Source organism: Paenibacillus sp. FSL R7-0048 (genome assembly GCF_038004505.1).
GTDB classification, from domain to species: Bacteria; Bacillota; Bacilli; order Paenibacillales; family Paenibacillaceae; genus Paenibacillus_AQ; species Paenibacillus_AQ odorifer.
The window spans coordinates 6,627,892-6,653,693 of the sequence record NZ_JBBORF010000001.1 but is presented as its reverse complement, the minus strand read 5'-3'; the positions used below and the strand labels follow the sequence as shown (position 1 = coordinate 6,653,693).

17 protein-coding genes, 1 pseudogene and 1 riboswitch are annotated in these 25,802 nt (G+C 43.5%); of the genes and pseudogenes, 8 read left to right on the top strand and 10 right to left on the bottom strand.

Annotated features, from left to right (window positions below; translation table 11 throughout):
- Positions 1-27: 27 nt before the first annotated feature.
- From NSQ91_RS29530 to NSQ91_RS29510, 5 genes are all read right to left on the bottom strand, one after another.
- Positions 28-1,308 (bottom strand): hypothetical protein, encoded by a 1,281-nt coding sequence (locus NSQ91_RS29530; protein ID WP_076303621.1) that lies wholly within the window; start codon positions 1,306-1,308, stop codon positions 28-30.
- A 16-nt stretch (positions 1,309-1,324) separates the two neighbouring features.
- Entirely contained in the window at positions 1,325-2,983 is a 1,659-nt protein-coding gene (locus tag NSQ91_RS29525) for an HlyD family efflux transporter periplasmic adaptor subunit (protein ID WP_076303622.1), read from the bottom strand.
- The gene (locus NSQ91_RS29520; RefSeq protein ID WP_076303623.1) at positions 2,980-5,205 is read right to left on the bottom strand and encodes a peptidase domain-containing ABC transporter; all 2,226 of its coding nucleotides are present in this window, start codon (positions 5,203-5,205) and stop codon (positions 2,980-2,982) included. The genes NSQ91_RS29525 and NSQ91_RS29520 overlap by 4 nt, the downstream gene beginning before the upstream one ends.
- Positions 5,206-5,724: 519 nt before the next feature.
- The gene (locus NSQ91_RS29515; RefSeq protein ID WP_076123801.1) at positions 5,725-5,937 is read right to left on the bottom strand and encodes a hypothetical protein; all 213 of its coding nucleotides are present in this window, start codon (positions 5,935-5,937) and stop codon (positions 5,725-5,727) included.
- Positions 5,938-5,965: 28 nt separating this feature from the next.
- Entirely contained in the window at positions 5,966-6,187 is a 222-nt protein-coding gene (locus NSQ91_RS29510) for a hypothetical protein (protein ID WP_076123799.1), read from the bottom strand.
- Positions 6,188-6,971: 784 nt separating this feature from the next.
- Here NSQ91_RS29510 and NSQ91_RS29505 point away from each other — a divergent pair.
- Complete coding sequence (locus tag NSQ91_RS29505) at positions 6,972-7,820, top strand: helix-turn-helix domain-containing protein (protein WP_076303624.1); 849 nt, start codon at positions 6,972-6,974, stop codon at positions 7,818-7,820.
- 68 nt (positions 7,821-7,888) lie between these two features.
- Positions 7,889-8,865: pseudogene (locus NSQ91_RS29500) on the top strand (reverse transcriptase domain-containing protein); the annotation flags it as partial.
- Between the two features lie 48 nt (positions 8,866-8,913).
- Here the strand turns inward: NSQ91_RS29500 and gcvPB are convergent.
- The 3 genes from gcvPB to gcvT form a co-directional block, all read right to left on the bottom strand.
- Positions 8,914-10,374, bottom strand: a complete 1,461-nt coding sequence (gene gcvPB / locus NSQ91_RS29495; RefSeq protein ID WP_076279168.1) for an aminomethyl-transferring glycine dehydrogenase subunit GcvPB — start codon at positions 10,372-10,374, stop codon at positions 8,914-8,916.
- Positions 10,371-11,723, bottom strand: coding sequence for an aminomethyl-transferring glycine dehydrogenase subunit GcvPA (gene gcvPA, locus NSQ91_RS29490; RefSeq protein ID WP_076123791.1), 1,353 nt, complete (start codon positions 11,721-11,723; stop codon positions 10,371-10,373). The genes gcvPB and gcvPA overlap by 4 nt, the downstream gene beginning before the upstream one ends.
- Before the next feature lie 106 nt (positions 11,724-11,829).
- Positions 11,830-12,942: a glycine cleavage system aminomethyltransferase GcvT gene (gcvT, locus tag NSQ91_RS29485; RefSeq protein WP_076123790.1), complete on the bottom strand. Its 1,113-nt coding sequence runs from the start codon at positions 12,940-12,942 to the stop codon at positions 11,830-11,832.
- Positions 12,943-13,128: 186 nt separating this feature from the next.
- A riboswitch (glycine riboswitch) is annotated at positions 13,129-13,227 on the bottom strand.
- 226 nt (positions 13,228-13,453) lie between these two features.
- On the opposite strand from gcvT, the gene gcvH reads away from it, so the two are divergent.
- A complete protein-coding gene (gcvH, locus tag NSQ91_RS29480; protein WP_036678614.1) occupies positions 13,454-13,846 on the top strand; it encodes a glycine cleavage system protein GcvH in 393 nt (130 codons plus the stop codon).
- Positions 13,847-14,273: 427 nt separating this feature from the next.
- Here gcvH and NSQ91_RS29475 read toward each other — a convergent pair whose 3' ends face one another.
- A complete protein-coding gene (locus NSQ91_RS29475) occupies positions 14,274-15,104 on the bottom strand; it encodes a flagellar motor protein MotB (RefSeq protein WP_076303625.1) in 831 nt (276 codons plus the stop codon).
- The gene (locus NSQ91_RS29470; RefSeq protein WP_076123782.1) at positions 15,101-15,883 is read right to left on the bottom strand and encodes a flagellar motor protein; all 783 of its coding nucleotides are present in this window, start codon (positions 15,881-15,883) and stop codon (positions 15,101-15,103) included. The genes NSQ91_RS29475 and NSQ91_RS29470 overlap by 4 nt, the downstream gene beginning before the upstream one ends.
- Positions 15,884-16,062: 179 nt before the next feature.
- Here NSQ91_RS29470 and uvrB point away from each other — a divergent pair, with 179 nt between their 5' ends.
- The 5 genes from uvrB (at position 16,063) to NSQ91_RS29445 (ending at position 25,506) form a co-directional block, all read left to right on the top strand.
- Positions 16,063-18,054, top strand: a complete 1,992-nt coding sequence (uvrB, locus tag NSQ91_RS29465; protein WP_036678623.1) for an excinuclease ABC subunit UvrB — start codon at positions 16,063-16,065, stop codon at positions 18,052-18,054.
- Positions 18,055-18,503: 449 nt separating this feature from the next.
- Entirely contained in the window at positions 18,504-21,377 is a 2,874-nt protein-coding gene (uvrA, locus tag NSQ91_RS29460; RefSeq protein ID WP_076137311.1) for an excinuclease ABC subunit UvrA, read from the top strand.
- A gap of 752 nt (positions 21,378-22,129) precedes the next feature.
- The gene (locus tag NSQ91_RS29455) at positions 22,130-22,339 is read left to right on the top strand and encodes a DUF2759 family protein (protein WP_036678627.1); all 210 of its coding nucleotides are present in this window, start codon (positions 22,130-22,132) and stop codon (positions 22,337-22,339) included.
- 128 nt (positions 22,340-22,467) lie between these two features.
- Entirely contained in the window at positions 22,468-23,565 is a 1,098-nt protein-coding gene (locus NSQ91_RS29450) for a S1C family serine protease (protein WP_076123778.1), read from the top strand.
- 27 nt (positions 23,566-23,592) lie between these two features.
- On the top strand, positions 23,593-25,506 hold the full coding sequence (locus tag NSQ91_RS29445) for a copper amine oxidase N-terminal domain-containing protein (protein ID WP_076303627.1): 1,914 nt from the start codon (positions 23,593-23,595) through the stop codon (positions 25,504-25,506).
- Positions 25,507-25,802 lie beyond the last annotated feature (296 nt).

Sequence of the window (25,802 nt, the reverse complement as noted above, 5' to 3'; positions counted from 1 at the left end):
GGGTTATGAATGATAAATTAATGGTTATTAGAGGATAACTCCACTAAGAGCCAAAGTAACTTTTGCTTGGAATAAACCGTACTTTACTTTTTGCTTATCGAATTGCCGATTTAAGTTTAGTAAATCCAGCTTGTCCTGATCTGCCTGAGCCGCTGAGATTAACCCGCTATTTAGGAGAGTATCATTATCCTGGGAGACGCGTACGAGTTCCAATTGCTGCTCTTTTAGTTCTGAATATTCAAAATCAATTTCATTTGCTTCCGGCTTATAACTAGCCAGTTTTTCTTCGAGTTGTTGTTGTACTATATTTTTGTGTGCAATCTGGCTAGACCATAGGACTGAATAATAAGTGATGAGTTCAGCATCGGAAGCTTTAGCTGCGTCAAGATTATCTTTGGCGAGTGTGATACGTGCATCTTCTTCGCGTAAATCATAATTACTAGAGAGGCTAATTACTGTATTACAATTCACAGGCTCTGGTGTACTGGAAATGACATCATCTAGAAGGACTTCTGAATAGGATGATAATCCTAACTCAAGCTTAAATTGTTCTAACTGAGCTTCATAACTTCGAAGGTTACGTTCAAAAATAGATTTTTGTACTATGTTTTTACGATTAAAATCGTCCAAACTTCTCTTAGACAGAAGACCATGCTCATAGGACCGCAAGGTATCCTCAGACTGTTGAAACCAATATTGGCTTTCTTGTTTGTCATATTCAATCGTTTTTTTTAGAGAAGAGAGTTGATAATATTTCTGCACAGCATAGTAGCGGATGAGGGCTTCTGTTTTTTGAAGTCGTAACTGATTAATTACTTTATCTGTTTCTAATGTGCGTAACTGGTCATGAAATTCCTTAAGCTGCACTGTTTTAGTCTCTTGATTGTAACTGTTTTGGCTTTCATTCTGAGCGCTAACCCATTGATTCAGAGATGTGTTAATCATAATTTGAATGAGAATGGATTGATTGACCCCTGCCTGTTCTTCTTCACTTAAATCACCGTAACCAGGAATACTATTGATAAAAATATCAGGATTTACTGGCAGCAGCCCGCTGGTTGTGACTACATTTTTTTGCTCCAACTTTTTCTCTTCAGATGATACATATGAAAATTTGGAATCCGTTTCTGCAATATTCCATTGTGAGAGCTTGATATCTACATAGTTAGTTAATGCTAGCTGGATTGCTTCTTCCATGGAAAGCGATTTTATTGCGCTAGATACCTGCGTATTAGCATAAACTGTAATGGAATGCGGCAATAGGAGTAATAAGAAGGAGAGTATCAAGAGAGCTGATTTCTTTAACATTTAGCTGGCAACCTCACTATTCCTTTAAGTTGATTTTTTCAAGAACAAAATCAATGATCTTCTTGGAGTCGGTAATAACAGAGGCTTGCGCTATCATTCCTACACGAAGCTCTCCACGTTCACCTCTGCGATTAACAAGTGGGTCATTGGATATCGTTGCCTCCACCAGATAGTAGCTTAGACCGTCTTGCTGAACAATTGAATCTGTGCTGATAGATGTAATCGTACCTTTTTGGGAACCAAAATTTTGTTTAGGAAAGGCTGAAAAGCTGAAATCAACTTTATTGCCAATCGCTATTTTTCCTGCTTCAGCATTAGGTACAGCGATGCTCATTTTATATTTTGACTCGTTGCTAGGTATAATGGAGATCAAGGCTTCGCCGGATTGTACCATGTCCCCGATGCTGGTTTCTTTTAAAATATTAATGGTCCCGGAAATTGGTGCTATCAGCAGTCTTTTGTCTCGTTCAAGCTCAAGTCCCTTAACAGCCTCTTGCAGCGTAATTAAGGTTCTTTTATTTTCTTCTACTGCTGAATGAATCTGTACAATACGGTCAAGTTTCAGTTTTTTCAATGAGGTTGCTTCAGATGAACGGTTAAGCTTCTCTTGATTCAGTAGATCATTTTGCTGCTCAGCCAGCTGTTTCTTTTGCATTTCTAAAGTTTTTCGTTCTGAAACTGATGGATCGTGCCCATTTTTTAGAAAATCGAGGCTGACCTCTATTTCAACCAATTGCTGATTGTAATTGGTGATATTGCTTTCTGAGCTGAGCACGGCTTCGGTTTGGAATTGGTTGATTTGCAAATATGAACTTTCATATTGATGCTGTTCATCTGTAATCTGGGATTGAGGCACAAGGCGGTCCCCCAAGCTGAGCGAACAATTGTAGATTTCTTTTTTCTCAGCAGATTGTTTAGACAGTTGGACATATTTAATTTGGTATGTATTATATTGTTCCGTCCGTTTGGTATCTTCAATTGGAAGAAGATTTTGATTCTCTTTGATGGATTGCACAAGCAATTTCTCGTTTGCAATTTCAACATTTAGCAGTTTCTTTTTTCGTTCCAATTCAATTTTATTCTGAAGAGATTTATCCGAACTAGATTCGGCACTAAAGGTAGCAGAATCTTGCAAGCCTATATTCTCGTGAATGGCAGCTGTAAGCTGATCCTGGGTTCCTTGAAAGGTCTGCTGCTGCTGGCTGTATTCAAGGAGAAATTGTTCTACCATGTCATAATAGTAACCCTCATCTGCACGTTCAGAAGAAAACTGATTATCTAAATTGCTAATGCTTTGTTTATACAGCCCGAGATAGTGCAGTTTCTTAGTGAGCTTATTGATTTCTGAATTACGATTTGATAATTCTATATCAAGTTCTTTATGCTCAAAGGAAATTAACTGCTCGCCCTGCTTAATTTGCATCCCTTCATGGACATATACCTGTTCCACTTTTCCCATAGATGAAGTCTGAATGGTACTGACTTTTTCATTGGGTCTAACTACAGCAGAGGCTTTGGCAACTTCATCGATCTGGCCAAAATAGGACCAGACTAACGCAGCCCCCAATAGAATGAATAAGATAAGTATGAAAATGGAAATCACAGGACTGGTCTTGGATTCCATGATTTCTCTGCTATCTGTCATTTCTGATAAGTTATGTATTTGTGCGCTCATACAAGAGACACCTCGCCTACTCCTGCGGCATATTGATTGTTATGTTCTTGTTTTTGTTCAACTCCAGGGAGTTGATCTTTCCACAATTCATAGTACTTTTCACGGTAATCCAGAAGCTCCTGATGAGTTCCATGCTCAATAATCCGTCCTTGATCCATGACATAAATCCGATCACAACGCATGATTGTACTCAACCGGTGAGCGATAATAATCGTAGTCATGTCTTCAAAAGCATTAATCGTCTCCGATACAGCCTTCTCCGTTGTAGAATCCAGATTACTAGTGGCTTCATCCATTATAAGAATATCGGGCTGTTTAAGAACTGCCCTGGCGATAGCTAGTCGCTGCTTCTGTCCCCCGGAAAGGTTAGTAGCATTTTCTTCTAACAAAGTGTTGTAGCGGAGTGGAAGCTGATTAATGAATTCGTGTGCCTGTGCGGTCTGGCAGGCCGAAACAATTTGTTCCAGATCCGTATCCTGATTGACACCCAGACATAAATTTTCCCGGATTGTTCCGCTAAAAAAGAAAGTATCCTGTGATATATATGCGATTCGCTGTCTCAAGCTATCTAAATGAATATCTTTAATATTGTAGTTGTTAATTAAGATATCGCCTTTTTCATGTTGGTAAAATTGCATGATCAATTTGATCAGGGTGGTTTTACCCGAGCCGCTCTCACCGACAAAGGCGACTTTCTCGCCCTGTCTAAGTCTCAAATCAATATCATGAAGTACAAGGGAACGTGTACCATATCTGAAGCTGACACGATCAAATCTAATATCACCTTTTAATGAAGCAGGTTGAATCTTCTTGTCCTCATCCTCAAGCTTCTCCGCTTCTAAGTCGAGTATTTCCCCCAATCGGTCCGCCGCTACAACAGCTGTTTGCAGGGTAGGCTGGAGATTGATGAGATTTTGAATAGGTTCAAGGAAGTAAGCAAGTAATGAGTTATAAGTGATAAGTTGACCCATGGTCATATTTCCTTTTATTACTTGATTACCACCTACCCAGAGGATTGCTACACCTCCAAGCAACTGAACCACACCTTTTAGCGAGCCTTGTATATTATTGAAAATACCAAAGCTGAACACGGATTTCAGAAACGTGATGAATTTCTGTTCCGTCTCAAAGCCAACTTTAGACTCCGCATGGTAGGCTTTGACCGTCTCGATACCGTCTATGGATTCAACGATGTAGGAGGTAAGTTGGGCGTTTTTCTCCATTTGTTCACGGTTTAACCGGTCGAATGGCTTGTGGAATCCCCACACTAACGCTAGATACAAAGGAACCAGCAGCACAGTTACACCAAATAAAAGGGCACTTTGCGAATAAAGAATGATCCCCCCAGCAATAACCATGATAATATCGATCATGATGGTTAGGGTTGCGCTGGAGATGGCATCCCGTACCTTAGAGGCATCCATAAGTCTTGAGATGATTTCCCCCGTCTTGCGAGTACCAAAAAAGTTCATGGGTAGCTTCAACACATGATGGTAATAGCCGAGAATTAGCGAAATATCAAGCTTTTGGCTCAATGTTAGTAGAATGTGACTACGAAAAGCGTTCAATAAAACTTTGAATAGATATAGAATGATTACTCCAATGGATACTATATTCAGAGTCTTCTTTAAGCCAAAAGGAAGAATCTCATCTAGCAGAAATTGAAAATAAAAGGCTGATAATATACCTAATATTGTATAGAGCATGGATGTCAAAAAAATTCCTAGTAGCATTCTTCTCTGAGGAATAAGTAAACCAAAAAAACGAGTGAATAAACCCTTGGACTCACCACCCTTTTTGAACTGAGGGGTAGGAACCATTAATATGAGAACACCGGTCCAGATTTTAAAGAAGTCTTCTGGTGTATATTTAACAATGCCCTTCGCAGGATCCGAAACGACAACTGTTTTTTTTGTGATTTTATGAATAACAACGTAATGCAATAAAGTTTGGTCTATGACCACATGAGCAATAGCCGGAAGGGGGAAATCTTCGAAGAATGCCTCGTGAGTCCCTTTTACAGCCTTGGCAGTGAATCCTAATTTTTCAGCAGCTTTAACAAGGCCATAGGCGCTGGTACCCATTTTATCGGTTCCCGACATCTCGCGAATTTTAGTTATAGGATAGTTGAGACCATAGTTTTTACTTATAGTGGCGAGACAGGCAGCCCCGCAGTCTTTAATATCTTGTTGTTTGACACATTGGTATTTAGTGAATGCCATATAATCCTCCGAAAAGCAATTATTAAATGATGATTTTATATTGTGACCTGTGCTATACAATGAATCATTTATCTTTGTTGCTCATGTAAAATGCAATGAAAAATCCGATCAGGCCTAACGCCACTAATCCTACGCTTAATAAAATATCTCCAGATCTATTGTCACTTCGAATAATACCTTTTGAAGTTAACATATCTAATATGACTAAAGAAAAATAGATGAAAGCATAAATAAAAACTGCTATAAATGTCTTGTTTTTATTTTTCTTATATATATATATACCTGTTAGAAAAATTAAGAAATTCATTATAAACCATTGGGATGGGAGGATTATATTAGGTCTTACAATTAATAAGAATGATATTACTAGCCCTAAAGTAATGTCTATTCTAATTAGATACGATATTAATTTATCTATTTTCAAAAAAATCACTCGCAATCTATTTATGATTATTCTCTTCTTTTATAGAAGAAAAGATGGAGACATATCCATCTGAAGATGAATGTCTCCATCAAAATTTAGAATGAAGTACCCACTAAATATCCGGCAGCCACTGTACCACTTATGTAGACAACTGCGGCTGTGGCTGTTACTGGTGCGGCAGCAACAGCAGACATGATTGTAACCATACCTAACACTCCTGCACCTACCTTGGCCCAATCAACGCCACCATCAATATTGATACTATCTTCAAGTGTAAGTTCTGAAAAACTAGGGGCATATGAAAGCATTTAATTCCTCACTCCTTATAACAGATATTTAATGTTTTAGTCCGCTACCAGTAAGATATCCAGATACTATTGATCCACCCACTGCCATAATCGCAGTAGGAATCGTTACTGGTGCTGTGGTAACAGCGGCTACCACGGTTACCATTCCCAAGACTCCATAAGCAACATTATCCCAATTTATACCTCCGGAAATCTCCATCGTTTCAATGTTGGACAATGTTGAAAATTGACTATTAAGACTCAGTTCCATTCTATTCACCTCCTTTCGAGATAGACGAGTTTTGACTAGTTAAAGAAGACTAGGATTGATGCCAATACAAATATCTATTTTTATATTTTCACTAGTACCTTCAGATAAGTTTATATTATATGCGGATGTTATTTGATGTAGATTGTTTTGAGAGATATATTTGACTAAAAATTCATAAGCAGAATTGATGCCATTCATTTTACCTTCATACATCAAGCAAATTGCATTTATTAACTTGAATTCTTGCTTATATATAAAAGGGGGATTTTTTTAATTTCTCCTTTTACTGGTACCATAATCTCAAAATCCACCATCTCTATGCCATTATTTCGGGATACAGAATGAGTAGAAGTGATTAAAGGACCATTCTTTTGGAGGTTATAGTTGTTTAGTGAAAGGATAAATTCGTTTAGTTTATGATGTAAACAACTGGAAGGAATAGTGTTGCGATATGAGACTAAATTAAAATACTGGAATGTTTGTTTTTCATTAATTTTATACAATTCCACTGTGTTATCTCCTTAGAGGTTTCTTTTTTCTATGACTTAAGGCACATTGAATAGAAGAGAGTGTAAGGATAATTATTAATAATAAATGGGGCATCTAGCGGTTATTTAAGTTCTACAAATGTAATTATGGTCTTTATAACAAAGTTTGAAAATATCCCCCATTGGATATTTACTAATATGAATAAATATGTTAATAGTTGGTTGAATCTTCAATATTTAAATATATAATGGTATCATTTTACATTATAAATGATGGAAATCAGGAGGAGTTGGAATTGACAGTAACATACGATCAGACAAAACTTTGGTGTTCAGCTGAAGATCTAAAAAAGGAACAAATGGATTCTATCTCTTCATTGGGTAAAGTCAAAAGTTCAAAGGCCCCACAAAGAACGAGTGCGCACTCTTTTGAGGAGATTGGCCAGGAATCTATTTATCACGAGGCAATGATTCTTTCCCTACATAACGAGATGATTAAAATTAGTAAGTATATATCGGTAGATTTTGCGGCTTTTCTAACAGATGATATGGGGGGAATTCTCGATCTGTATTTCTCTTCAGTACATATAAAAGAAGAATCTGATAAGGCAGGAATAAGAGTTGGGAAGAGTTTTGCCAAACAGGATTTCGGGCTAAATGGTGTTTCACTTTCTATGGAAATGAATTCTATTGGAGTAGTTAAAGGGAGCGAACATACGAATTCTATATTTTCTAATTGGAACTGTGTATGTTCTCCTCTCTACTCAGATGGTGTTATAAGAGGCTATGTAGATATTTCTTTCTACAAAGGACTGCAAATCGAATTTGCTATTCCATTTATGCAACAGATAGCTGAAAACGTTACCGAGAAATGGATGTGGAGTAACCCTGAGATGCAGTTACTTAGACTAAAGTTTGGTTTTGAACAATTCAACTTGACTGCCCGAGAAAAAGAGGTGGCTCAAATGTGGTTATGTGAAAAAAGTGCATTGCTTATTTCTAACGAGTTGGGAATTAGTGAAGGTACAGTTAGAAATGTAGTGAAGAGCATATATAACAAAATGAATGTAACTGACCGTTGGCAGTTCACTAAGAAACTTTCATTTAATCCCGTACATAATCCAGAACTTCTGTATGTAAAATAGCATTTTTTAATATGAGAAAAGGAGACCACGTGTTAAGTGGTCTCCTTTATTTAGTGTGCCCAGCCGATAGTTATGGATTTCGTCCGAAAAGACAAGGGCATGATGCGGTAAGGAAAGCCAGAGCATTCATGAAAGAGGGATATCGATTCGTAGTCGATCTAGACTTGGAGAAATTCTTTGATCGCGTCAACCATGACCGACTGATGATGAAGATTTCGGCTAAAGTGAAGGACAAGAAAGTTCTCCTGCTGATTCGTAAATATCCTCAGTCAGGTGTGATGGAGAACGGGCTAGTAAATACGACAACAGAAGGGACACCGCAAGGTGGTCCACTCAGTCCGTTGTTATCTAACATCGTTTTGGACGAGCTCGACAAGGAACTCGAGAAAAGTGGACACCGCTTCGTCCGTTATGCGGACGACTGTAACATCTATGTGAAAACACTAAGAGCAGGAGAGCGAGTGAAGGCATCCGTCACCAGATTCATTGAGACAAGACTAAAACTAAAGGTGAACCAAGCGAAGAGTGCGGTGGACCGCCCATGGAGACGGAAATTTCTTGGGTTTTGCTTTAGTAGCGATAAAGAGCCCAAGGTGAGGATAGCAAAACAGTCCTTGCAGAAAGCGAAGGCTCGAATTCGGGAGATAACGTCCCGGAAGAAAGCGATGCGAACGGAAGAGCGAATCCAGGAGCTCAATCGATACTTGATGGGATGGCACGGATATTTCTCGCTGGCGGATACGCCAAGTGCCTTTAAAGCGATGGATATGTGGATTCGAAGGAGATTGCGAATGTGTCTCTGGAAGCAATGGAAGAACCCGAGAACCAAAGTCAAAAGGCTTATATCCTTAGGCGTGCCTAAGGATATAAGCCTTTTGAGTGGGGAAATACTCGGAAAGGGTATTGGCGAATTGCAGGGAGTCCAATTCTGCAACGTGCATTGAATAACCAATATTGGGAATCCAATGGATTAAAGAGTGTATTGGACAGATACAACTCCTTACGGAATACCGCCGTATACCGAACGGTACGTACGGTGGTGTGAGAGGCCGGGGGCTCGCCGCCCCCTCCTACTCGATTTATTATTGAAATATTAACCGCAAGAACAATTCAAAACCGGCTTACGCGCAGCCTGTGTCTCATCCAAACGGCTAATCTCTGTGGTATGCGGTGCGTTGATTACGATTTCCGGTGTCTCCTGCGCTTCTTTAACGATCTGAATCATCGTATCGATGAAGCCGTCTAGCGTTTCTTTACTTTCGGTTTCCGTCGGCTCGATCATCATGCATTCCTCAACAGTCAGAGGGAAGTACACGGTTGGCGGGTGGTAGCCGAAGTCGAGCAATCGTTTAGCAACGTCTAAGGTGCGCACGCCATATTGCTTGAGGTTTTTGCCGGACATAACGAATTCATGCTTACATACACCCGGATATGGGATTTCAAAATACGGCGCCAGACGGTGCATCATATAGTTCGCATTCAGCACAGCATTTTCGGATACCTCACGCAGTCCGTCTGGACCATAGGTGCGGATATAGGCATAGGCACGAACCAGAATACCAAAGTTTCCATAAAAAGCTTTTACGCGTCCAATAGATTCAGGACCACCGAAGTGAAGTGAGAAGCTGCTATCTTCATTCTTCACCACAGTAGGTTGTGGTAGGAATGGAATCAAGATGGATTTTACGCCGACTGGTCCGGCTCCAGGGCCGCCACCGCCATGTGGGGTGCTCATTGTCTTATGCAAGTTCAGATGCACAACGTCAAAGCCCATGTCGCCAGGTCGGGTAATGCCCATAATGGCATTGGAGTTGGCTCCATCGTAATAGAGTAAGCCCCCTGCTTCATGCACGATCTCAGCAATCTCGACGATTTGGGTTTCGAACAAGCCGAGTGTGCTTGGGTTAGTTAGCATTAGTGCGGCTGTGTCGCTACCGACGGCTGCTTTCAGTGCTTCAAGATCGACCATTCCTTTATCTGTGGAAGGGATCGTGATCGTTTCAAGTCCTGCTGCTGAGGCACTAGCAGGATTGGTTCCGTGCGAGGAATCCGGCACGATAACCTTAGTACGCGTCTCGCCGCGACTTTCATGGTAGGCGCGGATCATCATGAGGCCGGTCCATTCACCATGAGCACCTGCGGCAGGCTGTAAGGATACAGCATCCATGCCCGTCAGCGCGGACAGATCATTTTGCAGGGTATACATTAATTCCAGTGCGCCTTGAATACTTTCTTCCGGTTGGTAGGGATGAATTTTGGCGAAGCCGGAGAAGCGGGCAACATCTTCGTTAATCTTCGGATTGTATTTCATCGTGCATGAACCGAGTGGATAGAAGCCATTGTCTACACCAAAGTTACGACGTGAAAGAGAAGTGTAGTGGCGAATGACATCCACTTCCGATACTTCTGGAAGTACGACGGGTTCGCTACGGAGTAAACCTGATGGAATCAGGGACTCCAAGGTTTCTTCCTGTGGTACATCGCATAGTGGCAAGGAGTAGGCCGAGCGGCCCGGACGGCTTAATTCAAAAATTAGACTTTGCTCCGGTTTCATAAACAGCCCTCCAGTGCGCTAGCGAATTGGTCGATTTCGGTTTTGCTTCTTTTTTCCGTTACGGCAACCAGCATATGTCCAGCAAGTTCAGGATAATCACGACCCAGATCATAACCGCCGAGATAACCGTCCTTCAGCAGCTTAGAATTAATAGCGGTCACGCTGCTGCCTTCAGGAAGCTTCACAACAAATTCGTTAAAGAATGGGGAGGAGAAGGCAAGTTCAGCACCTGTTAGTCCGCTAAGTTTATTAGCAGCGTAATGGCTTTTGCGAATATTTAGTTCGCCTACTTCACGCATGCCTTCTTTGCCCATAACGGACAAGTAGACGGATGCGCAGAGAGCCAGCAGTGCCTGATTGGAGCAGATATTCGATGTCGCTTTTTCACGACGAATATGCTGTTCACGCGCTTGAAGTGTAAGAACGAAGCCACGTTTACCATTACGGTCTACCGTTTGGCCAACGATCCGGCCTGGCATGCGGCGCATCAGGTGATCAGCTACGGCAAAGAATCCGCAAGTTGGACCCCCGAGAGAAGCTGGAATCCCGAGTGGTTGAGCATCACCGACTACGATGTCGGCTCCAAGTTTGCCCGGAGCTTCAAGTACACCAAGAGCTATTGGGTTCGCGCTGACTACAAGAAGACCTTTAACCGCGTGGATCAGCGGCTCAACCGAGCGAAGATCCTCAATGCTACCGAAGAAGTTAGGCGATTGCATCAGTACTGCGGCAGTATCACCATCGATAGCTTCAGCAAGCTTAGCTTGATCGGTAACACCGTCTTTATAGTCAATCTCCACCACCTCCAGACCCCAAGCATTAGCCGAAGTACGTAGCACTTGGCGAGCCTCAGGATGAACGGTACGGGAGACGATTAATTTTTTGCGTTTGGTAGCACCAGCCGCGAGAACCGCTGCTTCGGATAAAGCTGTAGCACCATCATACATACTGGCATTGGCAACTTTCATACCGGTTAGTTCGCAAATGTAGGATTGGAATTCGAAGATCGCTTGCAGCTCACCTTGGCTGATCTCCGGTTGGTAAGGAGTGTAGGCAGTGTAGAATTCAGAACGGGAAATGACATGATTTATGACCACAGGGATGTGATGATCGTATAATCCGGCGCCGAGGAAGCTGGCGTGAGAATCAAAGTCGGCATTTTGGTCAGCCAAACCTTTCATGTGGCGCAGCAGGGCGTATTCATCGAGTGGTTCAGACATCGGCATAGTGCCTTGGTAACGTACCGCTTCAGGAATATCGGAGAACAGCTCATCTATAGACTGAATCCCGACGGCCTCCATCATCTCTACGCGGTCCTGTTCTGTCATGGGCAGATAACGGTGCTTCATTAAGGTTTCACTCCTTGGCTTTTTTAAAATATAAGAAAGTACAATTTTCACGCTATACTTTATTCTTCTATTTCTCGCTTAAAAGCTCACCGTCCTTATATGGACGCTAAAGGCGTTTATACTTGTAAAAAGGGGCCTTAATCACTACAGCCTTAAGCTGCTTGCCGCGTATCTCTACGTAAACCTCTGTGCCTATTTCACTGTAAGCAGCATCAAGCAATGCCAACCCCAGGTTACGTTTCAGCGTAGGAGACTGTGTTCCGGTTGTGACCTCTCCAATCTTAACGCCATCTGCCCAGACAGGATAATGGGAGCGTGGAATGCCTCGATCAATCATTTCTAGGCCGACAAGGCGACGGGGAATGCCAGCTTCTTTTTGCTGTATTAGTGCATCGCGTCCGATAAAGTCTATTTTGTCCAGCTTCACGAAGAACTGTACTCCTGCTTCAAGCGGGGTGATGTCAGCAGATAGCTCCTGACCGTACAATGGTAATTTCGCCTCAAAACGCAGGGTATCCCGTGCACCCAGTCCAGCAGGTGTTAATCCGTGGGGCGCGCCTGCTGCAAGCAGTCCGTTCCATAACGTTTCTGCACCTTCCAGCGGAGCGTAAATCTCGAAGCCATCTTCACCGGTATAACCCGTACGGGAGATAAGTACCTCTACACCGCAAACGGTGGCGCGTTCGATGAAATGGAAAGGCTTGAGTGCTGAAATAGGAGCATCAGTAACTTCCGCGAGAATGGTCTCTGCCAGAGGACCCTGCAAGGCGAGCAAAAGCGTCTCGTCAGAGACATTTGTGAGCGTGACTTCGCCGAATTCAGAGGTCAAATGCTCTTGCAGCCACTGTAAGTCTTTGTCGATGTTGGAGGCATTAACGACGAGCATATAACGCCCTTCGCTTAGGCGATACACGAGTAGGTCGTCGACAACTCCGCCATTTGGATAACAGAGCAGCGTATATTGCGCCGCACCATCTGTAAGGCGGCTGACATCATTGGTTGTCATTTTTTGCAAAAAGTCTTCTGCACCGCTCCCAATCACCATGAATTCACCCATATGCGAGACATCGAACAGCCCAGCCTGCTGGCGAACGGCTTCGTGCTCTTTCACGATACCTGTAAACTGTACTGGCAGCTCCCAGCCACCGAAGTCAATGCACCTGGACTCCGCATAAGCGGAATAGAGATCATAAAAAGGTGTTCTTCTCAAAGTATCCATGTCGTCACTCCCCTTGATCTGATTACATACGAAAAAAGGACAGGCAGAAGCAATCATGCATAAATGCACAAATCGCTTTCTGCTCTGTCCTTTGTACCTGAGAGTTACCCTGCCGTAACTAGCTTGCAGGTTTCCCCGTTGGTGATCTGACGCATCTAGCCTTGCGTCTGATGCTCTCCAGAGATACGTCCGACAAAGGTCCTTTTGCCTGAGAGATTCACCCCTGTTAGGGCTTACTCCTTCGGCGCCGTCTTCAAGTGAGACAGTCTCTCCCTATGCCATCATCCGCAATTATATTTCTTCGAGAAACGGTTATTGTCTATAAAAAGACGACAACGTCATTTCTACTTGTATGTCTCCATTAAACGGGTATAGTCGAGCGCTGTCAACAAGAAAACGTCGAAAAAATGACAAATTTAAATTTCCTGTTAGTAATATTGACATTGTGAGCCGGGATAACTTAGGCTATAACTAAATTTAGAACTCCAAATTGGAAATGAGGCGGCTTGAAATGAGTGAAGTATTAGACAACCTTCTTTACAGCGAAGAGCATGAATGGGCACAGCAAGTAGAAGGACGAGTAGTACGTGTTGGGATTACGGACCATGCTCAGCATTTATTAGGCGACATCGTATTTGTTGAGTTTCCTGAGGTAGGATCGACCATTTCGGCCGGTGACAGCGTAGGCAGTATCGAATCCGTTAAGACGGTATCGGAGTTGTATTCGCCCGTCTCTGGGACGGTTACCAAGGTGAATGATGGATTAGAAGCTAGTCCGGAGCTTATCAATGATCAGCCATATGGCGGGGGTTGGATTTTTGAGATTGAAGTTGATGGAGAGTATGCTGATGCTGTAAAAGGTCTGTTAGATGCAGCTGGTTATAGCGCGTTAGTTGCTGAATAATTGGAAATCGGGGACGGAAAATAGTCTGATCAAGTGTGATATTCTTAGCAGCAAGTTTCTGTGATTCGGGGACTTGCTGTTTGTGTTTCTTATGTGGATTGTGCGAGTATTCGTAAACCCAATCGAGTGGTTTGAGGGTCTAGTGGAGTATGGAATTAGGGAAAACCTCCCTCATTTTAGACGATTATAGCGTGAGAGTTAGGGTTTTAGGGAATTCCTCCCTATCATCTCGGTAAAACCACTATTTCAGACTAAAAAGAGTAATAATCAGGGAGAAATTCCCTCATTCCGCGATTGGATACGATAAAAGGTGAATAATCAGGGAGGTTTTCCCTAATTAAATTGGATGAAGCCCCTTGTAAGCTCAATGTGGTAATTGCAAAGGCCCCTGCCGCCGAACTTAGCTCTGAGCGCAAGCAACTATATTTTATTCCACCTCTTGAAGCTGTCGAAGTACAATGATCTCTACGCGTCGATTTTTCTGTTTGCCTGCTACCGTAGTATTATCTGCTGTTGGTCGGGTATCGGCATAACCTGCATATTGAAAAGTGTCCGGGTTCAGTCCTTCATTATCTAAGAAAAAGCGCAGCACAGAAAGCGCACGAGCACCCGATAGCTCCCAATTGTCGTTATAACGTGAAGCTGATGACACTGGTGTATTATCCGTATGTCCTTCAATGCTGATCGTTGCTCCGATATCTTTGAATAAGCCAGACAACTGCTGAAGAGCAGGAAGGGCTGGTGACTTCACATCTGCTTTACCCACATCAAATAGAAAACGGTCGCTGAGCGTGATTTCTATGCCCTGCGGTTTGTCGGCTACAAATATTTGTTCACCGAGATTATTCTCCTCCACATAGTGGGTGATCACACCCATTAACTCAGCAAGCTTCGCCTCTTGTTCTCGAAAAGCCAACTCCCGCGCTGAAGGTGTTTCATTCTCCGTTTGCTCATCAGAACCGTCATTTGGTTTTGCAGTTGCGTTCGCATTCCCATCTGTACTCTCTGGTTTGTTGTCAGGGGTCTTTCCAGCATCTAAAATACCATCCCCGCCTTCAAGAACAGTGCTGCTCGACTTGAAAGTCTGGGATAAAGAGCCGGTCACGATATTATATTTGTGAGTGTCCAGGCTGCTCATCGCATACAATATAACGAAAAATATAAGTAAAAGTGTAATTAGATCAGCGTAAGTAATCATCCAACGATCACGGCTTTCTCGATTCTCTAACCGCCGTTTGCGCCGGTCTCTTTGTCTCATATAAAACCTCTTGCTTCTGCACGGTCATCTGTGGTGGTGTCTGAAATGAAGGAGTTCAGTTTTTTACGCACCAGCAGCGGATGATCCCCGTTCTGTAGAGAAAGAATGCCTACTAGCAGCATCTCCATGCTATGCAGCTCACTTTGGCTGCGGGATTTGATTTTGGAAGCAATGGGTAAAAATATTAGATTAGCGATGGCTACTCCGTACAGTGTTGCAGTGAACGCTACTGCGATAGAGGTACCTAGATTTGATGGGTCCGTAAGGTTGCCCAGTACCCTAATGAGTCCCATAACTGTACCGATGATCCCCATCGTTGGAGCATATCCGCCAGCGGCTTCAAAAATCTTGGCGTAGCTTTCATGCTTCAATTCTTTCGCATCCATTTCCAATTCCAAAATCTGTCTTACCTGCTCAGGGTCAGTGCCATCGACGATAAGCAACAGTCCTTCGCGTGTAAAAGGATCAGGATGCAGTTCCGCTTGTTTTTCGAGCATTAAAACGCCGCCACGGCGGGCCACTGTGGCCATTGCGATAAGCTCTTCTGCTTTCTCTTCATCACGTTCAGGATTGCGGCCAAAAGCCATGCGCAGAGCGGCGGGAATGGAGCGTAGCTTAGCTGCCGGGAAGCTGATCATTACGGCAGCAATCGTACCTCCAAATACAATCAAAGCTGCATTAAGCTGCAGCAGTCCGGAAAGGCTTCCGCCTTCCCAGAGGTAGCCGCCGATTAGCGCAGCCAGTCCGGCCACTAGGCCGATTATTGCGGTAATATCCATGCTTCAAGCTCCTAACATTTCTGTGTATTATGGTTTGCATCGATCTAAGCAACACTGTATAATGAACGGGAACACATATTCTTATCTTCCATATTTTTTACTGTCGTATGGAGAGAGAAGATTCAGACAACAATTATAATATATTAATCTAGTTTAGACGATAGAGGGGAGACGGGCAAATGAGTGATATTGTCGTCAGTACGAAGACTTTTGAATTGGAGTCCGAGTATACACCCCAGGGCGATCAGCCTCATGCCATAGATGAATTACTACAAGGCATCCGGCAGGGTAAGAAGCACCAGACGCTGCTGGGAGCGACAGGTACAGGGAAGACCTTTACTGTCGCGCAAGTTATTTCCAAATTAAATCGCCCCACGCTGGTTATTGCGCATAACAAGACACTGGCTGCCCAGCTGGCAAGTGAGTTTAAGGAGTTTTTCCCGAATAATTCGGTAGACTATTTCGTCAGCTACTACGACTATTACCAACCAGAGGCGTATATTCCCTCCTCCGATACTTATATTGAGAAAGATTCCAGTATTAACGAAGAGATTGATAAACTTCGCCACTCCGCGACAAGCTCCTTGTTCGAACGGCGTGACGTTATTATTGTAGCGAGTGTGTCTTGTATTTACGGTCTCGGTTCACCAATGGAATACGGAAGCTTGCTGTTGTCCTTGCGGGTTGGGATGGAGAAACCGCGCAATGAGATTCTGAGCAGACTGGTGGATATTCAATACCAGCGCAATGATATCAATTTTGTACGCGGAACATTCCGTGTACGTGGTGATGTGGTTGAGATCTTCCCAGCCTCTCAGGGTGAACATGCGATTCGTGTTGAATTGTTTGGGGATGAGATTGAGCGGATCACTGAAATAGATGTTTTAACGGGCGAATTGATCGGTGAACGCGATCATGTCGCCATTTTTCCGGCTTCTCACTTTGTTACCAAGGAAGAAACGATGCGTGTAGCAATAGTCAATATTGAACGGGAGCTAGAAGAGCGGCTGACCGTGCTTCGTGACGCAGGCAAGCTTCTGGAAGCGCAACGTTTGGAACAACGGACACGTTACGACATTGAAATGATGAAGGAAGTGGGTTTCTGTTCGGGGATCGAGAACTATTCCGGGCCACTAACCTTCAGGGAACCGGGAGCAACTCCATATACGTTAATGGATTATTTTCCTGATGATATGTTAATCGTCGTAGATGAATCCCATGTTACCCTTCCGCAAATTCGGGCGATGTATAACGGTGACCGGGCGCGTAAAACAGTGTTGGTAGAGCATGGTTTCCGTCTGCCTTCTGCACTGGATAACCGTCCGCTTCAGTTCGAAGAGTTCGAAGATAAAGTAAACCAGATCATTTACGTTTCCGCGACACCTGGACCTTATGAAATGGAACACTGCGAAACTATGGTGCAGCAGATTATCCGTCCGACTGGTCTATTGGATCCAATCATCGAGGTCCGTCCTACAGAAGGTCAGATTGATGATCTGATTAGCGAAATCCGTGACCGGGTTGAACGCGATGAACGTGTACTCGTTACCACTTTGACGAAGAAGATGTCGGAGGATCTGACAGACTACTTTAAGGAAATCGGGATTAAGGTTCGTTATATGCACTCTGACATCAAGACGCTGGAACGGATGGCGATCTTGCGGGATCTTCGTCTCGGTACGTTCCATGTACTGGTAGGGATTAACCTCCTGAGAGAAGGTCTCGACTTACCGGAGGTATCTTTAGTTGCAATTCTCGATGCCGATAAAGAAGGGTTCCTTCGTTCCGAACGTTCACTAATTCAGACGATTGGCCGTGCGGCTCGTAACTCTGAGGGTCGTGTAATCATGTATGGTGATCGGATCACTGATTCGATGGAGAAGGCGATGAGCGAAACATCGCGCCGTCGCGCCATTCAGATTGCCCATAATGAGAAACATGGCATCACCCCAACCACTATTAATAAAAAAGTGCGTGACATCATCGAGGCAACGAAGGTTGCTGAGTCTAAAGCTGATTATCTCACAGGTGTTGGTGGCAAGATGAATAAGAAAGAAAAACAAAGTCTGATCCAGCGTCTGGAAGCTGAAATGAAGGACGCTGCCAAGAACCTGCAATTCGAACGCGCGGCAGAGCTACGCGACGCATTGCTGGAGCTTCGGGCTGAGTAATAAACTATTAATGTATCACCGATATTTAAAATAGGTATTGAACGGTGCTGTCCTAGACCGTTCTTTTTGAATCAATAGAGGGTCGCGTATCCCGCGATGTTTATGACACTTATGCGTATTCGCAGGGACAGCACCATGCAATGAACTTGGCACTTATGCGTATCCCGCAGGGACAGCACCATGCAACGTTTATGACAGTTGCATGTACCTGTCTTTAGTTAGTGCGCTAACGTCCAAGCGGTCCCGTAGGGATAAGCGCTCTGAGCATTGTAGTCACTAAGTTACGTCCCACCATACTCCTTCTCCAGAAAATGCGGGTGTCCAGAGGGTGCAACCCTTGGGGCCCTCCCTTGGAAGGGAGGGTTTGGGAGGGATCGAAAGGCTTTGAAAAGGCTTTGAGAATATTTTGAAATAAAGTTGAAATAGTTTTTTTAAAAGGAGAGGTTCCGTTGGCGAACGAAAATATTGTAATTAAAGGCGCGAGGGCGCACAATCTCAAAAACATCGATGTGACGATTCCACGTGACCGTTTCGTCGTGCTGACGGGACTTAGCGGCTCAGGTAAATCATCGCTTGCATTTGATACGATTTATGCTGAAGGACAACGGCGTTATGTTGAATCTTTGTCGGCTTATGCACGTCAGTTTTTGGGACAAATGGAGAAACCAGATGTGGATTCGATTGATGGTTTGTCCCCGGCGATATCTATAGATCAGAAGACAACAAGCCGGAACCCACGCTCCACGGTAGGTACAGTTACGGAGATTTATGACTATTTGCGGCTGCTCTTTGCACGTATTGGTCATCCTCATTGCCCAGAGCATGGCATTGAGATTACCTCCCAGACCGTTGAACAGATGGTAGACCGGATTATGCAGTATCCAGAGAAAACTCGGTTACAGATCCTGGCGCCAATCATTTCAGGACGTAAAGGTGAGCATAAAGGACTTTTCACAGATATCTCTAAGCAAGGCTTCGTACGTGTGCGTGTGGACGGGGAGCTAAGAGATCTGTCTGAGGATATTGAACTAGAAAAGAATAAAAAACATACAATAGAAGTTGTGGTAGACCGGATCGTTGTTAAAGACGATGTGGAGACCCGGCTGACGGATTCACTGGAGACGGCGCTTAAGCTTTCGGGCGGTAAAATCCTTGTGGATATCATCGGCCAGGAAGAGCTGCTTTTCAGCTCTAACTTTGCTTGTCCAATTTGTGGTTTTAGTATTGAAGAGTTGGCACCACGGATGTTCTCTTTCAACAGTCCGTTTGGAGCTTGTACAGAGTGCGATGGACTTGGCATGAAGATGGTGGTCGATCCAGACCTGCTTATTCCTGATGCTGAGAAATCCATTGAAGAAGGTGCTTTTTTAGCTTGGACTGGAAGTACTTCTAATTACTATCCGCAATTTCTGAAGTCGGTTTGTGAACACTTTAAAATTCCTCAGAACGTTCCGGTAAGCAGTCTGACACCTGATCATATGAATAAATTACTGAATGGTACAGGCAGTGAGAAGGTTCGCTTCCGTTATGAAAATGATTTCGGTCAAAAGAAAGATGCGATGGTTGCTTTTGAAGGGATTATACCTAACCTCGAGCGGCGTTACCGTGAAACTGCTTCGGATGGCATTCGTGAATTTATCGAAGGATTTATGAGTGCTAAGCCATGTCATGTATGTAAAGGTAAACGTCTGAAAAAAGAAATATTAGCTGTGACTATCAATGATCATAATATTTCTGATGTTACGGACCTTTCAATAGGAGACTGTCAGCATTGGTTTGAAGAGATAAAATTGAGCGAAAAAGAAACAGCCATCGCCAATCTCATTTTAAAAGAGATCTGCAATCGGCTTGGATTCCTTGTGAATGTAGGCTTGGATTATTTGACGCTTAGCCGTGCAGCGGGTTCGCTTTCCGGTGGTGAGGCGCAGCGTATTCGGTTGGCTACTCAGATCGGTTCAAGTCTCATGGGTGTATTGTACATTCTGGATGAGCCAAGTATTGGTTTACATCAACGAGATAATGATCGCCTGATCTCTACGCTTGCGCATATGCGTGATTTAGGCAATACGCTGATTGTTGTAGAGCATGACGAAGACACGATGATGGCAGCGGATTACATTATTGATATTGGTCCGGGCGCAGGTATTCATGGTGGACAAGTTATGGCTCAAGGGACGCCAGAAGAGATTATGAAAGATCCGAATTCATTAACGGGTGAATATTTAAGCGGACGTAAATTTATTCCGGTTACCGCTAAACGCCGTCCTACCGATGATCGCTGGGTGGAAATACGTGGTGCTAAAGAGAATAACCTGAAAAATGTGAATGTGAAGATTCCATTAGGTGTATTTACAGCGGTGACAGGTGTATCGGGTTCTGGTAAATCCTCGCTTATCAACGAGATTCTTTACAAGAGTCTGGCACGGCAGTTGAATAAGGCTGTGAAGGTGCGTCCTGGTCAGCATAAAGAAATTCGTGGACTAGAAAATCTCGATAAAGTTATTGAAATCGATCAGTCGCCAATCGGGCGGACGCCGCGTTCCAACCCAGCAACCTATACAGGTGTATTCGATGACATCCGTGACCTGTTCTCCAAGACAAATGAGGCTAAGGTACGTGGTTTCCAAAAGGGACGCTTCAGCTTTAACGTAAAAGGCGGACGTTGTGAAGCTTGCCGTGGAGACGGGATCATTAAGATTGAGATGCACTTCTTGCCGGATGTGTATGTCCCTTGCGAAGTATGTAAGGGCAAACGGTATAACCGGGAAACACTAGAAGTGAAATATAAAGGCAAAAACATTTCAGATGTGTTAGAGATGACGGTAGAGGACGCAACAGAGTTTTTTGTAAATATCCCGCGTATCCATCGTAAAATGCAAACATTGATGGATGTAGGACTTGGGTATATTAAGATTGGTCAACCGGGAACCACTTTATCCGGTGGTGAAGCACAGCGGGTAAAATTGGCTTCTGAGCTCTACCGTCGCAGCACGGGTAAAACACTTTATATTTTGGATGAGCCTACAACAGGCCTGCATGTAGATGACATTGGTCGTCTGCTTGAGGTATTGCATCGTTTGGTGGATTCCGGAGAATCGGTTCTTGTTATTGAACATAATCTGGATGTAATCAAGACAGCGGATTATATCATCGATATGGGACCGGAAGGTGGTAGCGGCGGTGGTACCGTCCTGGCAACAGGGACACCGGAGAAGATCATTACAGTCACAGAGTCTTACACAGGTAAGTATCTGAAGCCGGTTCTGATTCGTGATACAGAGCGAACCGAAGCGCTTATGCTTGAGACGGCGGAAACCCTCTAAATAAACAGTAAGTAATATAACCTATGTATATAAGGCCTCGGTATCTTGCCGGGGCTTTTGTTGTAGGATTATCCGGTAATTATACGAAAGACGGCTCATAGATATATGATGTGATCTTTCTAGCAAAAGTTATACGGATTCTATAGAAAAAATGGATTTAATAATAGGTAAGGTAGGCATATGTAGGACATGTTCGTAGTAAGATTCAATGAGGAGTATTCTGTTGATAGGGTTAACGGGTAAGTGATTAACATTAGGGTCAAAAGTTCCTTGAAAACCGAATAATTAATCATTCATATCACTCTATCAAATAACTGTTTATTAGATTAGGGAAAACCTCCCTGATAATCACAAAATGAGCTGATAATCGGTCAATATTAGGGACAATTTCCCTAATTCATTAAAGCCTAAATTTCGAGCCCAGAGTTCTAAGTTCTAAGTTCTAAGTTCTGAATTCCAATTCCAATTCACTGCTCAATTTATCTCATCTCTAAAGCAGTTAACGGACTTTCTATTGTAACCTTCACGACGAAAGAGTTGATTGGGCTCACAACGTTTCCCTAAGCACACCCAATTGTCAGTGATCAATCTCATCGTTATTACGGATTTTGCAGGGATAAAATATATTTTTTGCGACAAATACATAATTTTTCTACAAAACCTATTGCATCGCCCAAATGGTAGCGATAACATAGAAGGTGATATGGGGATTACTGGATCTTGCTTGACAACATTTTTGAGGAGGTAAGGTTATGCTGCTTGCAGAAGTTGCCGCGCAAGGACCGTCTAAATTTCATACCTTTGATGTGTTTATGATTTTATTTACCATCTTGATTTTGGTCGGGGTTGTTCGACTATTGAAAGCTCCCCAGAAGAACAAATTTGCCATTGGTTTTGGAGCCGTTAGTTTGCTGGTTTTTGTGATCTCTGACTATGCCATGGTGATGCATTGGTTAAGTTAATGAAAGAACTAAATTGAACAGCTTTGCACCAAAAGACTCCTTTAACGCCATGGGCGCATTGAAGGCGTCTTTTTTCAAATAATATAATGTAAAATTTATCCATGAGCAAAGAGAGGGTCTGGTGAGGAATGAGGAGTGTTGGGGAGAAGCTGGTGAAGAAAGGATTAGGTCTATTACTGTGCGGCGTAGTGCTGTCGGGAGTATGGAGTCAGTCGGTGTTTGCTTTTGATAGTACTAGTAAGGTGGTTAGTAAAGCAGCGGCAGAAGATCCGATACCTGGAATTATTAAAAGTATCACTCCTTCTGTTGTGGGCATTATCGGCAAAGACGAGAGTGGCGGGAATAGTGGCCCGGATGATCGGTACAATCTGACGCATGGCTCCGGCATCATTGTGAAATCGAACGGATGGATTGTAACCAATGCTCATGTAATCAAGGATCTGCAAAATGCCATAGTGGTCACTTCGGACTCCAAAACCTACAGCGTTAAAGAAACCTATCTGGATGAAGTTAGTGATCTGGCGCTGATCAAAATTAATGCCACCCATTTAAAGCCCGCCAAGTTTATTCCAGCGAATAGCAAAACAGTGGTTGGGGAGAAGGTTATTGCTATCGGAACACCGATTAGCTTTTCTCTACGAAACTCAGCGACAGTAGGCGTTATAAGTGGTCTTAACCGTGAGGTAGATGCGGCGTATCGTCTTATCCAGAGTGACACTGCGATTAATCCCGGAAACAGCGGAGGGCCGCTTGTAAATATGAAGGGTGAGGTGCTGGGAATCAACAGCCTGAAATACTCAGCGGTGGGTGTGGAAAATATGGGGTTTTCGATTCCAGCGAATACTGTGCAGTATATTATGAACCAGCTTTTAAAATATGGTGAGGTACAGCATCCGAGTCTTGGGCTAGAGCTGGAGGCAAGCTGGTCTACGATTGTGGGATTGCCAACGCTGGACCCGCTGTCCGTCACTAAGGTGGTGTCTTCAGAAGCGCTCAAGTCAGGGGTTGCTGAAGGGGACGTCTTGTATAGCATCGATGGGCATCGTGTGGTCTCACTAGTTGATATTAATGAATTGTTCAAAAGCTACCTGCCGGGAGCAACTGTGCGGCTGGTTATGCAAAGCGATGGGGATATCGTCGTCCGTAAACTCGTGCTCACTCAAGGTGATCCGTTGTTAAGCGGAGATGATTATGAAACGGATGGGGACGAGCACGCGGAAGAGTGATCAGCAAACTGGAGAGGGGGACGGTAAATGGGCTTGAAAATTTTAAAACAAGGATTTTGTGCGATGCTGGCCTTATTACTGCTATTTTCTATATTACCCATACAAACAGTATTAGCTTCACAAGGAGATAAGCTACAGCTGAGTCTAAAAGTTGGCAGTACTTCAGCTACGGTGAATGGTAAGAAGGTGGCTATCGAGCGGCCTTATACGGAGAATGGAACGGTTATGGTCCCGCTTGGGGTTTTTAAAAAGACGTTTGGCAGCACTGTTTCCTTAGAGCAGAACAATGTTGTAAAAGTAACCTATGGTGCTCATTCAGGGGTGATGACGATTGGGAGTGATATCGCTTGGAAGGATGGGATCAAAGTTAAACTGGGCTCAGCGCCCCGGATGGTTTCAGACGTGCTGATGGTACCGCTACGTTTTGTAGCTGATGTGTTAGGTGCGACTCTCTCTCAAGGGAGTGGGGGTGAGCTAATGGTTACCCTAGTGCCTATAGACAACGAAGAAGAAACGCCAGAGGAGACTGGGATTGACAGCGATGTTGGTAAGACTCAAATTGGGAACAGCTATTTTCATTGGACACTGAATTATCCCTCTGGGCTGATTGCTGGAAATAGCGGTGGAGATGAAAGTGTGGCTACCTTTTCAAGTGCGGACAATCTATATTATGTGGAGATTCATGTAAGTGACCAGGCGGTTGCGGTGGATGCGGATGGGCTGCTGGAACAGCTGGTTCGGGAGGTCGAGGCAGGTGGGGAGTTGATATTGGATCGGGAGTCGTTCCCCAAAGCCGCGGTACCATATGCTAGATTGATCAGTAAAGATTCCAGTGGAGCGCTCTGGGAAAGCAGACTGTTATATGCTGAAGGTCGACTCTACGAGATTTATTTGACGGATAACAAAGCAGTTAATTATAAGGATTTTGCTAAATATACAGGATTACTTAACTCTTTCCAGCCTTCTTTTGATACTAAAAGCAAAAAAATCCGTGATCTTTCTACGGTGAAAAGTGGATTGCGAGACGCGTACAATGAGGACTATGGGATTTCACTACAGGTTCCCGCAGATTGGAGTAAGGACGACCAGCATCTCTATTACGAGAGTAAGCAGGGAAGTCATCTGAGTGTGGCAGTTACCTCGGCACCTGCTGGTTCTACACTAGAGAGCTGGGCTGAAGATCTGAAAATGAAAACTAAAGAAAACTTTGTAGCGGATGCTTATATTCTGAAAGACAGCAACAAGTCGGAGATCTCGGGCGTATCCGCACAAATTAATGAGCTACAGCTAAATTACGGCAACGGTGTTACTACAGAATATCAAGCTCTCATACTCAAAAATGGGTATCGTTACTATTTTGAATATGTAACAGCTGCTGGGCAAGATGACGATAAGGCAAAATTCAAAGCCATCATATCCTCTATTGATATTGATTTTGCTCTGCTGAAGGAGAACTTCGGGCGACTCGCTAGTGATGATTATAAGACGCTCAAAAATAAGACATTAACCAAAGTATCCAAAACCTACGGTTATGCCATTGATATTCCAAGTTTATGGACACCTTATCAGGATATTTTTGAGACGCAGTCGATTGAATATCGGTTCAGCGGAGGACGTCTACAGATCAACTCAAAACCCGAGGGTTCAGTGGAGTATACAGTTAATGTGCTCAAAGATGCTTATCAAAATAAAAATAATGATCCCAAAGGCCCTCGTATAGAAAGTGTAGTGGAGTCTACCATTGCAGATGTCCCTGCTACGATCATAACTGCACATCAAATCAAAAATGGTATCCCTCTTCGCAGTAAGCAGGTTGTGTTTGGTAAAAATGATGTGGTCTACACGATTACCGTTACGCTGAATGATGCCAATGCCACTGCAGAACAGCAGGCTCTATTAGACAAGACACTACAATCGTTTCGGTTTACAGGCAGCAAGTAGTTAAAAGAGTACCAATGTCGTAGTTGACACACGAATAGAAGCGTGTAATTTAATCAGACGAAGAACGTCCCAGTTGCCGATTTGGCTTGGGGCGTTCTTTTTTTGTATAAAGGGGGAAAAGTAATATGAGGTGTACGATTGGAATCGTTTGTCACAATTTATTGATATCGCTAGGTTCGGAGCCAATGTTATCCAAGTTGGGTATAATGTGAATAGCTAAAGGGTGGATTGATGTATTTGATAAAACATTCTATCGTATGTCCCGTATGTCACGGAATTCCTAGTGAATTGTTGTA

Bases quoted from the DNA above. Each gene is read 5' to 3' on its own strand.
- NSQ91_RS29455 (WP_036678627.1), top strand. From the start codon at position 22,130: ATGCTGCTTGCAGAAGTTGCCGCGCAAGGACCGTCTAAATTTCATACC.
- NSQ91_RS29445 (WP_076303627.1), top strand. From the start codon at position 23,593: ATGGGCTTGAAAATTTTAAAACAAGGATTTTGTGCGATGCTGGCCTTA.
- NSQ91_RS29450 (WP_076123778.1), top strand. From the start codon at position 22,468: ATGAGGAGTGTTGGGGAGAAGCTGGTGAAGAAAGGATTAGGTCTATTA.
- NSQ91_RS29515 (WP_076123801.1), bottom strand. From the start codon at position 5,937: ATGCTTTCATATGCCCCTAGTTTTTCAGAACTTACACTTGAAGATAGT.
- NSQ91_RS29475 (WP_076303625.1), bottom strand. From the start codon at position 15,104: ATGAGACAAAGAGACCGGCGCAAACGGCGGTTAGAGAATCGAGAAAGC.
- gcvPB (WP_076279168.1), bottom strand. From the start codon at position 10,374: ATGAAACCGGAGCAAAGTCTAATTTTTGAATTAAGCCGTCCGGGCCGC.
- NSQ91_RS29520 (WP_076303623.1), bottom strand. From the start codon at position 5,205: ATGGCATTCACTAAATACCAATGTGTCAAACAACAAGATATTAAAGAC.
- gcvT (WP_076123790.1), bottom strand. From the start codon at position 12,942: ATGGATACTTTGAGAAGAACACCTTTTTATGATCTCTATTCCGCTTAT.
- gcvH (WP_036678614.1), top strand. From the start codon at position 13,454: ATGAGTGAAGTATTAGACAACCTTCTTTACAGCGAAGAGCATGAATGG.
- NSQ91_RS29525 (WP_076303622.1), bottom strand. From the start codon at position 2,983: ATGAGCGCACAAATACATAACTTATCAGAAATGACAGATAGCAGAGAA.
- NSQ91_RS29530 (WP_076303621.1), bottom strand. From the start codon at position 1,308: ATGTTAAAGAAATCAGCTCTCTTGATACTCTCCTTCTTATTACTCCTA.
- NSQ91_RS29510 (WP_076123799.1), bottom strand. From the start codon at position 6,187: ATGGAACTGAGTCTTAATAGTCAATTTTCAACATTGTCCAACATTGAA.
- gcvPA (WP_076123791.1), bottom strand. From the start codon at position 11,723: ATGAAGCACCGTTATCTGCCCATGACAGAACAGGACCGCGTAGAGATG.
- NSQ91_RS29470 (WP_076123782.1), bottom strand. From the start codon at position 15,883: ATGGATATTACCGCAATAATCGGCCTAGTGGCCGGACTGGCTGCGCTA.
- uvrB (WP_036678623.1), top strand. From the start codon at position 16,063: ATGAGTGATATTGTCGTCAGTACGAAGACTTTTGAATTGGAGTCCGAG.